The 11,890-nt window shown below is 68.3% G+C and carries 13 protein-coding genes; 6 read left to right on the top strand and 7 right to left on the bottom strand.

Annotated elements, in window-relative coordinates:
- Together ACE3TQ_RS08145 and ACE3TQ_RS08140 are read right to left on the bottom strand one after the other, a co-directional pair.
- On the bottom strand, positions 1 to 1,159 hold a 1,159-nt coding region (locus ACE3TQ_RS08145; RefSeq protein ID WP_374581552.1), incomplete at its 3' end, for a methyl-accepting chemotaxis protein.
- 9 nt (positions 1,160 to 1,168) lie between these two features.
- On the bottom strand, positions 1,169 to 1,618 hold the full coding sequence (locus tag ACE3TQ_RS08140; RefSeq protein WP_374581551.1) for a cache domain-containing protein: 450 nt from the start codon (positions 1,616 to 1,618) through the stop codon (positions 1,169 to 1,171).
- A 172-nt stretch (positions 1,619 to 1,790) separates the two neighbouring features.
- Between ACE3TQ_RS08140 and ACE3TQ_RS08135 the strand changes: the two genes are divergently transcribed.
- Genes ACE3TQ_RS08135 through ACE3TQ_RS08125 form a run of 3 tightly spaced genes read left to right on the top strand, consistent with a single transcriptional unit; the run spans position 1,791 to position 5,741 of the window.
- Positions 1,791 to 3,167, top strand: a complete 1,377-nt coding sequence (locus ACE3TQ_RS08135; protein ID WP_374581550.1) for a KamA family radical SAM protein — start codon at positions 1,791 to 1,793, stop codon at positions 3,165 to 3,167.
- A 9-nt stretch (positions 3,168 to 3,176) separates the two neighbouring features.
- Positions 3,177 to 4,865, top strand: a complete 1,689-nt coding sequence (locus tag ACE3TQ_RS08130) for an MFS transporter (protein WP_374581549.1) — start codon at positions 3,177 to 3,179, stop codon at positions 4,863 to 4,865.
- A gap of 30 nt (positions 4,866 to 4,895) precedes the next feature.
- Positions 4,896 to 5,741 (top strand): fumarylacetoacetate hydrolase family protein, encoded by an 846-nt coding sequence (locus ACE3TQ_RS08125; RefSeq protein WP_374581548.1) that lies wholly within the window; start codon positions 4,896 to 4,898, stop codon positions 5,739 to 5,741.
- 21 nt (positions 5,742 to 5,762) lie between these two features.
- On the opposite strand, the gene ACE3TQ_RS08120 is transcribed toward ACE3TQ_RS08125, so the two are convergent.
- Positions 5,763 to 7,100 (bottom strand): aspartate aminotransferase family protein, encoded by a 1,338-nt coding sequence (locus ACE3TQ_RS08120; RefSeq protein ID WP_374581547.1) that lies wholly within the window; start codon positions 7,098 to 7,100, stop codon positions 5,763 to 5,765.
- Positions 7,101 to 7,196: 96 nt separating this feature from the next.
- Between ACE3TQ_RS08120 and ACE3TQ_RS08115 the strand changes: the two genes are divergently transcribed.
- Complete coding sequence (locus tag ACE3TQ_RS08115; RefSeq protein ID WP_374581546.1) at positions 7,197 to 7,748, top strand: carboxymuconolactone decarboxylase family protein; 552 nt, start codon at positions 7,197 to 7,199, stop codon at positions 7,746 to 7,748.
- Positions 7,749 to 7,761: 13 nt separating this feature from the next.
- On the opposite strand, the gene ACE3TQ_RS08110 is transcribed toward ACE3TQ_RS08115, so the two are convergent.
- On the bottom strand, positions 7,762 to 8,610 hold the full coding sequence (locus ACE3TQ_RS08110) for a M14 family zinc carboxypeptidase (RefSeq protein ID WP_374581545.1): 849 nt from the start codon (positions 8,608 to 8,610) through the stop codon (positions 7,762 to 7,764).
- A 130-nt stretch (positions 8,611 to 8,740) separates the two neighbouring features.
- Here ACE3TQ_RS08110 and ACE3TQ_RS08105 point away from each other — a divergent pair, with 130 nt between their 5' ends.
- Entirely contained in the window at positions 8,741 to 9,496 is a 756-nt protein-coding gene (locus tag ACE3TQ_RS08105) for an alpha/beta hydrolase (protein WP_374581544.1), read from the top strand.
- Positions 9,497 to 9,525: 29 nt separating this feature from the next.
- Entirely contained in the window at positions 9,526 to 9,963 is a 438-nt protein-coding gene (locus ACE3TQ_RS08100) for a MarR family winged helix-turn-helix transcriptional regulator (protein ID WP_374581541.1), read from the top strand.
- Positions 9,964 to 10,013: 50 nt separating this feature from the next.
- On the opposite strand, the gene ACE3TQ_RS08095 is transcribed toward ACE3TQ_RS08100, so the two are convergent.
- From ACE3TQ_RS08095 to yjgA, 3 genes are read right to left on the bottom strand one after another with little or no spacing between them, the layout of a single operon-like run.
- Positions 10,014 to 10,682 (bottom strand): alpha/beta hydrolase, encoded by a 669-nt coding sequence (locus ACE3TQ_RS08095; protein ID WP_374581540.1) that lies wholly within the window; start codon positions 10,680 to 10,682, stop codon positions 10,014 to 10,016.
- Entirely contained in the window at positions 10,679 to 11,287 is a 609-nt protein-coding gene (mog, locus tag ACE3TQ_RS08090; RefSeq protein WP_374581539.1) for a molybdopterin adenylyltransferase, read from the bottom strand. The genes ACE3TQ_RS08095 and mog overlap by 4 nt, the downstream gene beginning before the upstream one ends.
- Positions 11,280 to 11,888: a ribosome biogenesis factor YjgA gene (gene yjgA / locus ACE3TQ_RS08085; RefSeq protein ID WP_374581538.1), complete on the bottom strand. Its 609-nt coding sequence runs from the start codon at positions 11,886 to 11,888 to the stop codon at positions 11,280 to 11,282. Before yjgA ends, mog begins: the two co-directional genes overlap by 8 nt.
- Positions 11,889 to 11,890 lie beyond the last annotated feature (2 nt).

Here is an 11,890-nt window from a genome sequence, read left to right as displayed (position 1 = left end):
CGCCGGCGCGCGCCGCTTCCACCGCCGCGTTCAGGGCCAGGATGTTGGTCTGGAAGGCGATACCGTCGATGACGCCGATGATCTCCACGATCTTGCGCGAGGAGGCGCGGATCGCCTCCATGGTCTGCACCGCCTGCGCCACCGCCGTCCCGCCGCGCGCCGCCAGCTGGTTGGCGTTGGCCGCCAGCTGGCACGCCTCGTGCGCATGGCCGGCATTGCTGCGCACCGCCGTCGCCAGCGAGTCGACCGCGCTGGCCGTTTCCTCCAGCGAGCTGGCCTGCAGCTCGGTGCGCGCCGACAGGTCCATATTGCCGACCGCGATTTCGCGCGCGGCGGTGTCGATCTGCTGCACCGCGCCGCGGATGGCGCGGATGGTGCCGTTCAGCTGCGCTACGCTGCTGTCGAGGGCGCGCGCGGTGTCGGCGATTTCGTCGCGCCCGCCGGCCGGCGCGCGCGGCGCCAGCCGGCCGGCCGCCAGGCTGCGCACGCCGTCGCCGATGGCGTGGATGGCGCGCAGCAGCGCGCGCCGCACCAGCATCGACACTGCCAGCGACAGCGCCACCGACAGCAGCAGCAAGCCGGCCATGGCCATGCCCAGCAGGCGGAACTCCTGGCGCGCGCTGGCGTAGGCCGCCTCGCTGAGCGACTTTTCCAGCGCCGCCAGCTGCGCCAGCTGCACGTCCAGCGCGGCGAACTGGCGCTCCGCCTTGGCCATGGCGTTGGTGGCGATCGACTGGTCGACCGCCGCCAGCTCCATGGTTTCCTGCACCGCCTTGCGGTAGGTGGCCAGCGCCTGCTGCGAGCCGGCCAGCAGGCCGCGTTCGTCCGCCACCGCGCCGGCGGCCAGGCGCTCCAGGCCGGTGCCCACGGCGCCGTGCCGGTTGCGGATCTGCGCCGCCAGCGCGTCCAGCCGCGCCTGGGCGAAGCTGCCGTTGATCCAGGCCAGCAGCTGGTAGATGTTGGCGTGCGCCATGCGCGCCTCGGCCGCCACGTCGGCCACCGCCTGCAGGCGCGCCGCGCGCAACTGCACCAGGTGCTCCATCGAGGCGTTCTGCCGCACCATGCCGAACCAGGCGCAGGCTGCTGTCGCCAGCAGCAGCGCCAGTACCACGCCCGGCGCCAGCAGCAGCTTCGGTCCAATCCGCAGTCGGTTCAGCATGGCGTCCCCCTATTTTTTGTAGATGCCCGCTTCCAGCACGGCGTCGCCGACGCGCTGGATATAGGTGGTCTTCGGCTCGATCTTGCCGGTGGTGGGGTTCTTGTACATGTAGTCGACCCAGCCCTTGCCCTTTTTGGCGGCCAGCTCGATGATCTCGCGCCGGTACTTTTTGCCGCTGGCGTCCGGCACGTCGGTCAGGTCCTTGCCGACGATGGTGGGGTTGACCGGGTGCGCCAGCACGATGCCGGTCTGCAGGTCGCGGATGTCGACGTACAGCGCGCCCTGGATGAATTCCGGGTCCTTGGCCGCGACCTTCTCGATGAATTTGTCCTTGCCGTGCTGCTTGATGTAGGCGGCGCCTTTTTCCACCATGGCGATGGCGTCTTTCTCGGTCGGTTCGCCGGCGTGGGCGGCGGCCATGGCCAGGACCATCAGGGCGGTGCTCAGGATGCGTTTCATTGGCGGACTCCTTGGGTGGGATGGAGATGCCAATGTACGTCCGCGCGCGACGGCGGGAATTGCGCAAACGCAAGCTCGTAGGACTTTTCCGGGCAAGTATTGAGATAGGGCAATAGGCGCATTCTGAAGCGGGCCATCATGAAGTCCTAGCCCACCCCTTCAGGAGTACGCCATGACCGCCGATGTCCAGCCCAAGTTCAAGCCCTACACCCGCCAGTCCATCCGCCAGGCCCCGCAATGGGAGTTGCTGGCGCCGGAGCAGCAGGAGGCGGTGCAGGTGCTGTCGCATGTGCTGCCGTTCCGCACCAACCAGTACGTGCTGGACCAGCTGATCGACTGGTCGAACATCCCGGACGACCCGATCTACCGCCTGGTGTTCCCGCACCGCGACATGCTGCCGGCGCACGAGTACTGGCAGCTGCGCGACCTGCTGCTGGTGAAGCAGGATGAGGCGGCGGCGCAACAGCTGGTGCGGCAGATCCGGCTGCGCATGAATCCCCATCCGGCCGGCCAGATGACGCACAATGTGCCGCGCGTGAACGACGCGCCGCTCAAGGGCCTGCAGCACAAGTACAAGGAGACGGTGCTGTTCTTCCCCAGCGCCGGGCAGACCTGCCACGCCTACTGCACCTTCTGCTTCCGCTGGCCGCAGTTCGTCGGCATGGACGACATGAAGTTCGATGCGCGCGAGACGGGGCAGCTGGTGGAGTACCTGAAGGCGCACCGCGACGTGACCGACGTGCTGATCACCGGCGGCGACCCGATGATCATGAACACGCGCTCGATGGAGGAGATCATCACGCCGCTGCTGGGGGCGGGGCTGGAGCATATCCAGAACATCCGCATCGGCACCAAGTCGGTGTCGTACTGGCCGCAGCGCTTCGTCAGCGACCGCGATGCGGACGACCTGCTGCGCCTGTTCGAGCGCGTGGTGGCGTCGGGCAAGAACATGGCCATCATGGGCCACTACAACCATGCGGTGGAGCTGCGGCAGGAGGTGGCGCAGCAGGCGGTCAAGCGCATCGTCGGCACCGGCGCCACCTTGCGCATGCAGGGGCCGCTGATCCGGCACATCAACGAAGACCCGGCCAGCTGGGCCGAGCTGTGGCGCACCGGCGTGCGGCTGGGCGCGATCCCGTACTACATGTTCGTCGAGCGCGATACCGGGCCGCGCGAATACTTCCAGCTGCCGCTGGCGCGCGCGCACGAAGTGTTCCAGCAGGCCTACCAGATGGTGTCGGGCCTGGCGCGCACGGTGCGCGGGCCGTCCATGAGCGCCTTCCCGGGCAAGGTGGTGATCGACGGCGTGGCGCAGGTCGGCGGCGAGAAGGTGTTCGCCTTGCAGTTCCTGCAGGCGCGCAATGCGGGCTGGGTGCGTAAGCCTTTCTACGCCAGGTACGATCCGGAGGCGACCTGGTTCGACCAGCTGCGGCCGGCCTTCGGGCGCGAGAAATTCTTCTTCGAGGAGGAGGAGCAGGGCGCGCCCGGGTCCGCGCAGGCCGCGCCGGTGACGGTCCTGCCGCGCCGCGTGATTCCGCTGGTGGCCTAGGGCCGTGCCATGGGCACGCCAGCACCGCTGCCGGCGCGCAGCGAGCCGCCCGCTGCGCTCGCGTCGCACGGCGCCCCGGCCTTCGTGCCGCAAGCGCGGGCGGTGCGTGCCGATGCCCGCGCTGATAGCCGCGCCAATATCCGCGCCAATATTCGCGCCGATAGCCGCGCCGATAGCCGTGCCGACGGGGGCGCCGACGGGGGCGCCAATATCCGCGCCGATAGCCGCGCCGATATCTGCGCCGATAGCAGCGCCGATAGCCGCGTCGACGGGTGCGCCGATGCGGGTGCCGATGCGGGCGCCAATATCCGCGCCGATAGCCGCGCTGACGGGGGCGCCGACCGGGGCGCCGATGGGGGCGTCAAAGCCGCGCCGGTGCCGCTGCTGTTGCCGGGCGCGCTGGCGGTGTCGGTGCCTGTGCGCGGCGACTGGCGCGGGCGCTGGCTGGCAGCGCCGGGGCGCTGGTGGCGCGGACGCGAGCGCGTGCCGGGCACCCTGTCCGGGCCCGCCGCGCTGCTGCTGGTCTTCATTCCCTTTGCGCTGGGCCACTACCTGTCCTGGCTGCTGCGCAGCGTGAACGCCATGCTGGCGCCGCAGCTGGTGGCGCAGGGCGGCTTGAGCCCGTCCGAACTGGGCCTGCTGACCAGCACCTACTTCCTCGCCTTCGCCCTGGCCCAGCTGCCGGTCGGCATGGCGCTTGACCGCTACGGGCCGCGCCGCGTGCAATTCTGCCTGCTGCTGGTGGCGGCGCTCGGCACGCTGGCCTTCGCCGGCAGCCGCGACCTGGCCGGCATGGCCTGCGCACGCGCGCTGATGGGCCTGGGCCTGGCCGGCTGCTTCATGGCGGCCATCAAGGCCCTCACCACCTGGCTGCCGGCGCACAAGACGCCCTCGGTGCAGGGCTACCTGATCGCAGCGGGCGGCCTGGGCGCCGCCACCGCCACGCTGCCGGTGCGCCTGGCGCTGCACCATATGAGCTGGCAATGGCTGATGATCGCGCTGGCCGGCTGCTGCGTCGCGGTGGCGCTGCTGGTGCTGCTGCTGGCGCCCACGGCGCCGGCCGCGCCGCCGCGCCCTTTCAGCCGCAGCGCGCTGGCGGAGACCTTCGCCCACCCGGTGTTCCGCGAAACGGCCCTGCTGGTGCTGCTGCCGCACACCGTTTTCTTCGGCGTGCAGGGACTGTGGATCGCGCGCTGGATGGCCGACGTGCCGCGCTACGGCGAGGAAGCCATCGCCTGGCTGCTCTACCTCGGCATGGCGGCCGTGATCTTCGGCTCGATCGCGGTCGGCATGCTGGGCGAGTGGGCGGCGCGGCGCGGCTGGCGCGCGCTCGACGTGGCGGCCGCCGGCATCGCGCTCTTCGTGCTGCTGCAATGCGCTTTTGCCAGCGGCTGGCGCCCGCCGCAGCAGATGCTGCCGGTGCTGTTCATGCTGGTCGGCTGCGTGACCGGCATGGAGTATTCGATCGTCGCGCAAGCCATGCCGCCAGCATTGACGGGGCGCGCTTCCACCTGCCTGAATCTGCTGATCTTCAGCGGCGCCTTTGCGGTGCAGGCGGGCTTTGGCCAGGTGATCGCTTTGTGGCAGGCGTCGCCGCTGGGCCACTATCCGGCCGCCGCTTACCAATCCGCCTTCGCCTTGCTGGTGCTGATCCAGTTGCCGGGCCTGTGCCGCTACCTGCTCCGACGCTTCCGGTAAAATATCGCCTTCAACAAGAAGGAAGATGAAATGAAACTGGTTCGTTACGGCCGTATCGGCAAAGAGAAACCCGGCCTGATCGATGAATTCGGCAAACTGCGCGACCTGTCCGCTGTGGTCAGCGACTTCGCGGGCGCCAACCTGTCCGACAAGGTGCTGCGCAAGCTGGCCAAGATCGATCCCGAAACCCTGCCTGTGGTGCGCGGCAACCCGCGCTTCGGCGTGCCGGTGGCCAAGGTGGGCAAGTTCATCGGCGTGGGCCTGAACTACGCCGACCACGCCCAGGAGGCTGGCCTGCCGATTCCGGCCGAACCGATCATCTTCATGAAAGCCATTACCTGCCTGTCCGGCCCGGACGATCCGATCATGCTGCCGAAAGGCTCGAAGAAGACCGACTGGGAAGTGGAGCTGGGCGTGGTGATCGGCACCCGCGCGCGCAACGTCAGCGAGGAGGAGGCGGAGAAGCACATCGCCGGCTACTGCGTGGTGAACGACGTGTCCGAACGCGAGTTCCAGCTGGAGCGCGGCGGCACCTGGGACAAGGGCAAGGGCTGCGATACCTTCGGCCCGGTCGGCCCCTGGCTGGTGACGCGCGACGAGGTGTGGGACGTCAACAAGCTTGACCTGTACCTGGAAGTAAACGACAAGCGCATGCAGACCGGCTGCACCGAGACCATGATTTTCAAGGTGCCGCAGCTGGTGGCCTACATCTCGCGCTTCATGACGCTGGAGCCGGGCGACATCATCGCCACCGGCACGCCGCCGGGCGTGGGCATGGCGCGCAAGCGCTTCCTGAAGAAGGGCGACTTCGTGCGCCTGGGTATTGCCGGGCTGGGCGAGCAGCAGCAGGATGTGATCGGGTACCAGGAGTTCTGAGCCACCGCAACCGGGGCGCGCCTAAACCGGCTGCACGCGCGCCAGCGCGCGCTCCAGGCCATCGGCCAGGCGCGCGACGATCTGCTGCAGGTCGGCCTCGGTCGCGATAAAGGGCGGCGCCAGCAGCACATGGTCACCGCGCCGGCCGTCGATGGTGCCGCCCATCGGGTACACCATCAGCCCGCACTCCATGCAGGCATCCTTCACCGCCGCATGCAGCCGCACATCGGGATCGAAGGGGCGCTTGCCGTCCCGGTCCTGCACCAGCTCCAGCCCGAGCAGCATGCCGCGCCCGCGGATATCGCCCACGTGCGGGTGCGAAGCGAAGGCATCGCGCAGCATGCGCTTGAAGGCCGCCCCGCGCACCGTCACCGCCCCCAGCAGGCAATCGCGCCGTATCACTTTCTGCACCGCCAGCGCCGCCGCCGCCGCCACCGGATGGCCGACATAGGTATGGCCATGCTGGAACACGCCGCTGCCCGAACGCAGGCGCTGCACCACATGGTCGCGCGCCATCACCGCGCCGATCGGCTGGTAGCCCGCGCCCAGGCCCTTGCCCAGCGCCACCAGGTCCGGCACCACGCCGTCCTGCTCGATGGCGTACAGGGTGCCGGTGCGGCCCATGCCGCACATGACTTCGTCGGCGATCATCAGGATGCCGTACTTGTCGCACAGCGCGCGCACGCCTTTGAAGTAGCCCGGCGTGGGCGGCACCGCGCCGCTGGTGGCGCCCACCACGGTCTCGGCGCAAAATCCGATCACGTGCTGCGGCCCCAGGTCGATGATCTTCATCTCCAGCTCCTGCAGCAGGTTGGCGGTGTATTCGTGCACGTCCTGCCCGGCGCGGCGTTCGCGGTACTCGAAGCAGGGCGAGACGCGCGCCACGTCCATCAGCATCGGCTCGAAATGGCGGCGCCGGTACTCGTTGCCGCCCAGGGCCAGCGCGCCCAGCGTGTTGCCGTGGTAGCTCTGGCGGCGCGCGATGAAGACGCGGCGCTGGGTTTCGCCGTTCTCGACGAAGTACTGGCGCGCCAGCTTGAGCGCCGCCTCCACCGCCTCCGAGCCGCCAGACACCAGGTAGGCGTGGTTCAAGTCGCCCGGCGCGTCCTGCGCCAGGCGCTCGCCCAGCTCCTCCGCCACCTCGGTGGTGAAGAACGAGGTGTGCGCGTAAGCCGCCACCTTCAGCTGCGACTGCATGGCGGCCAGCACGTCCGGGTGGCTGTGGCCGAGCGAGGAGACGGCGGCGCCGCCGCTGGCATCGAGATAGGTATTGCCCTGGCTGTCGCGCACTTGCATGCCGAAAGCGCAGACGGCAACGGGCGGCGTGCGGCGCAGGTCGCGGTGGATCAGGTGGGTCATGGCGGCTCCTCGCTGGGTTGGTCGTCCAAGGACATTAGCGCGCAGCTTGCGGGGGCGTTTTGATTTTTGTCGCATCCTGTGCGAGCATCAGTGACCATGAAAGAGCGACTTGGCCCGATCCCTGTGGTGGAAATGACGCCCGAGCAGCGCGCCGCCGCGCAAGCCGTGATCGACGGCCCGCGCGGCGCCCTGTACGGGCCGTTCGTGCCGCTGCTGCGCAGCCCCGAGCTGATGTCCAGCGCGCAGCGCATGGGCGAGTACCTGCGCTACCGCAGCGCGATCGGCACCCGCCTGTCGGAGCTGGCCATCCTGGTCACGGCGCGCCAGTGGGACCAGCAGGTGGAATGGGCCATCCACGCCCCGATCGCGGCGCAGGAGGGCATTGCGCCGGCGGCCATCGACGCCATTGCGCAGCGCCGCGCGCCAGACGGGCTGGCGCAGGACGAACAGGCGGTCTACGACTTCTGCATGGAGCTGCACATCGATAAGCGCGTCTGCGACGCCACCTGGCAGCGCGCCCTGGCGCTGTTCGGCGAGCATGGCGTGACCGACCTGGTGGGGCTGAACGGCTATTACACCTTGCTGGCGATGGTGATGAATGCCGCGCAATCGGCGGCGCCGGCATCGACCGCGGCGCCGCTGCCCTAGCCGCCGTGGGCGGCTACAGGTTGCGCCCGATCCATTCCAGCATATCGTGCCAGATGCGGCGCACCTCGGCGTCCGACGGCATGGCCAGCGCGTGCGGCAGCTCGATGGTGAGCACCGGCACCTGCTTGTGGCGGCCGCTGTAGTTGCCGAGCGAGCCCGGATACACGCCCACGCTGCGGTACAGCAGGCGCCCGAACTTGCTGGGCGGGTGCAGGTGGCCGTCGAAATCGAGCACGCCGAACGGCGCATGCACCGACACGATCAGGTCGGGACGGAAGCGTTCGATGGTGTCGTTGATCCAGCGGCTTTCCGGCTCCGACAGCGGCGTCTTGCCTGGATAGCGGCGCGGGTCGCTGCGCGTCACCTTGGCCCAGTAGCGCGGCGCTTCCTGCTGCCAGCCGGGGGTGGGGAAGTTGCGGTTCAAGTCGACGCCGCGCGCGTTCACCCGCTGCGGCTTGGCGGCCAGCAGGCCGTCCGGATTGAGCAGCGGCGCCACTTTCCAGTGCATGGCCTGCGCGGCCGGCGTATCCATCTGCTTGAGCCATTCGAACACCAGGGCGGAGGCGGTCAGCTCGTCGCCGTGGATGCCGCCCAGCAGCAGCACGCGCGGCGCGTCGGCCCGGGCCGGGGCGATGTCGCGCTCGAGGATGGGGAAGCCGTGATGCGATGTGACGCCGCTCGGCGCCAGCGCGCTCTGGCGGCACTCGGCGGCCGAGATGTTCGGCAGGCGCACGGCCAGGCGCGCGCACCAGGGGGCGTCCTGGGCGGCGTTGGGCGCGGCGCCGGCCAGCGGCAGGCTGCTTGCCAGCAGGGCGCCGGCCAGCAGGCGGCGCGCCGGCGCAAGGGGGAATTGGCAGGTCATGTGGCTATTATGGCCTGTCGCCGGCGCCGCCACGTAAAAAATAATTTGCACACTAACGATTTGTGCGCTATATTTCACTCATGCGCTTAGCGCGCTAACCATTAACGTACTTAATATAAGGAGCAATGCCATGAAATCGACCATCAAATCCGCCCTGTTTGCCGCTTCCCTGGTTGCCGGCGCCGCCCTGGTGCCGGCCCACGCTGCCGAAGACACCACCGTGGTGCTGGTGCACGGCGCCTTTGCCGACGGCAGCGCCTGGAACAAGGTGATCCCGCTGTTGCAAAAGCAGGGCGTTAAGGTGGTCTCGGTGCAAAATCCACTGACTTCGCTGGCCGATGACGTGGCCTTTGCCCAGCGCGTGATCGATACCCAGACCGGCAAGGTGGTGCTGGTCGGCCACTCCTGGGGCGGCGCAGTGATCACCCAGGCCGGCAGCAGCGACAAGGTGAAGGCGCTGGTGTACGTGGCGGCCTTCGCGCCGTCGGAAGGCGAGGTGATTGGCGAAGTGGGCAAGGATTTCCCGCTGCCGCCGGGCATCGCCACCCTGAAACCGGACGCCAATGGCTTCATCTACCTGTCGCCGGAATCGATGGCGGTCAACTTCGCGCAGGACCTGAAGCCGGCCGAGCATCGCCTGATGACGGCCACCCAGGGGCCGATCAAGGCCAGCGCCTTCGGCGACAAGGTCACTTTTGCGGCGTGGAAGAACAAGCCTAACTACTACATCGTCGCCAACAAGGACCGCATGATCGACCCCGGCCTGCAGAAAGCCTTTGCCGCCAAGCTGAGCGCCACCACCACCACGCTGGAAGCCAGCCACGTGCCGATGGCGTCGCAGCCGGAGGCGGTGGCCAAGGTGATCCTGGCGGCGGTCAAGCGCTGATCGTGGGAGGGCGTGTTAAAGTACGCGCCATGGAAAACCGCACGCCCCCCACGCTGGACCAGCATCTCTGCTTCAAACTGTATTCGACGTCGCTGAAGATGACGCAGCTGTACAAACCGCTCCTGGCTCCCCTCAACCTGACCTATCCGCAGTATCTGGTGATGGTTGTGCTGTGGGAGCAGGAGGGCTTGGGCATCAAGGGGCTGGCCGAGCGGCTGCAGCAGGACCCGGGCTCGGTGACGCCGCTGGTCAAAAGGCTGGAGGCGGAGGGCTACCTGGTGCGCGGGCGCGACCCTGCCGATGAGCGCAACCTGGTGCTGACCTTGACCGACAAAGGCCGCGCATTGCGCGCGGAGGGACTGAAGGTCAGCGAGCAGATCGCGCATGCCTGCGCGATCACGCTGGAAGATGTGGAAGGTTTGGCGGCGGGGCTGGCTAAGCTTAACGGCAACCTGCAAACCCGGTAAACCAGGGTACGGCCCAAGGGCCGGACCCCGTCACGCGGCATTACCGGGGGTTACAGCAGCACTTTCTTCAGCCAGGCCGAGATGTGCTGCACCTCTTCCGCGCAGGCCGAGTGCTGCATTGGATAGTCGTGCCACTCGATCTTGTAGCCCAGCTGCGCCAGCAGGTCGCGCGAGGCGGTGGCGCGGCCGATCGGGATCACCGGGTCCATGGTGCCGTGCACCATGAAGATCGGCGTGTCCTGGTTGGCGGCATGGCGCTCAGCCGCCACCTTGTCCGCCAGCGGCACATAGCCCGACAGGCACATCAACCCCGCCAGCTTGTGCGGATAGCGCAGGCCGGCCTGCAGCGTCATGGCGCAGCCCTGCGAGAAGCCGCCCAGCACGATGCGGTGCGCCGGCACGCCGCGCGCGATCTCGCGCTCGATCAGCGCATCCACCAGGATCTGCGACTCGCGCAGCCCCTTCTCGTCTTCCTGCCGACCAAGGTCGGTGTGCACGATGTCGTACCACGAGCGCATGACGTAGCCGCCGTTGATGGTTACCGGCATCTGGTTCGCATGCGGGAAAATAAAACGGATGCCCGGCAGGCCGCCCAGGTCCAGCTCATTGACGATCGGCGCCCAGCCTTCGCCGCTGTCGCCCAGGCCGTGCATCCAGATCACGGAGGTTTCCGGGTTCGGCGCGGTATCGATAACGATGGAATCGAGCAGGTGGGTCATGCGTTGTCCTTCTTGCGGATGGCGGATTTGGGGCGGAATGCCTTGCACACCGCGTCATTGGTTTCAGCGTACGGGCCGCCGATCAGGTCGATGCAGTAGGGCACGGCGGCGAACACGCCACCGACCAGCTGCTTGCCGTCGGCATCCTTCAAGCCCTCCAGCGTTTCCTTGATGGCCTTCGGCTGGCCCGGCAGGTTGATCACCAGCGCCGCATGGTCGGCGGTCTCGCGGATCACGGCCACCTGGCGCGACAAAATCGCCGTCGGCACGAAGGCCAGGCTGACCTGGCGCATCTGCTCGCCGAAGCCCGGCATTTCCTTGCTGCCGATGGCCAGCGTGGCCTCCGGCGTCACGTCGCGCCGCGCCGGGCCGGTGCCGCCGGTGGTCAGCACCAGGTGGCAGCGCACGTTGTCGACCAGGTCCACCAGGGTGGCCTCGATCTGCGCGCGCTCATCGGGAATCAGGCGGGTTTCAAAGCGCACTGGCGTGGCCAGCGCGCTGCGCAGCCATTCCTCCAGCGCCGGGATGCCCTGGTCCTGGTAGACGCCGCCGCTGGCGCGGTCGGAAACCGAGACCAGGCCGACCAGCAGGGTTTCCTCACTCATCGTCTTCGCCTTCCGGCGCATCGACGTCAACATCCGGGCCCGGCGACGGGGCGGCGGCGCCGGTCTTCTCCAGGTCCTTCAGGATCTGGAAGATTTCGCGGTAAGCCTTGGGCGGCTTGTTCTCGGCCTGCTCCTTGCGCGCATTGCGGATCAGCGTGCGCAGGTGCTGCACGTCCAGGTGCGGCGCTTCCTCCAGCAGGGCGGTCAGCGCCTTGTCGTCGGCCAGCAGCTTGTCGCGGCGGCGCTCCAGCGCGTGCAGGGCGGCGGTATCGGCCTTGGAGGCGCCTTTCCAGCCCTCGATGGTGCGGCGGATGACCGCCACTTCCTCATCGCTCAGGCCGCGCATCTTCTTGCCGATGAACTGCAGCTGGCGGCGGCGGCCTTCGTGGTTCTTGATATTCTGGCATTCCAGAATGACATCGCGCACATCCTCCGGCATCGGCACGCGCTTGACGCGGTCGCGCGGGGCTTCGACCAGCTCCTGGCCCAGCGCCTGCAGGGCGTCGGACTGGCGCTTCATCTCGGTTTTGGATGGGCGTTCGTATTCTTGTTCAAACTCGTTGGACTGGAAGCCGCACGAGCCGCGATTTGGATTTGGCATGA

It is taken from the genome of Pseudoduganella sp., from assembly GCF_041914865.1.
Classification (GTDB): Bacteria; Pseudomonadota; Gammaproteobacteria; order Burkholderiales; family Burkholderiaceae_D; genus Rugamonas.
This window is presented reverse-complemented; position numbering and strand designations above follow the sequence as displayed.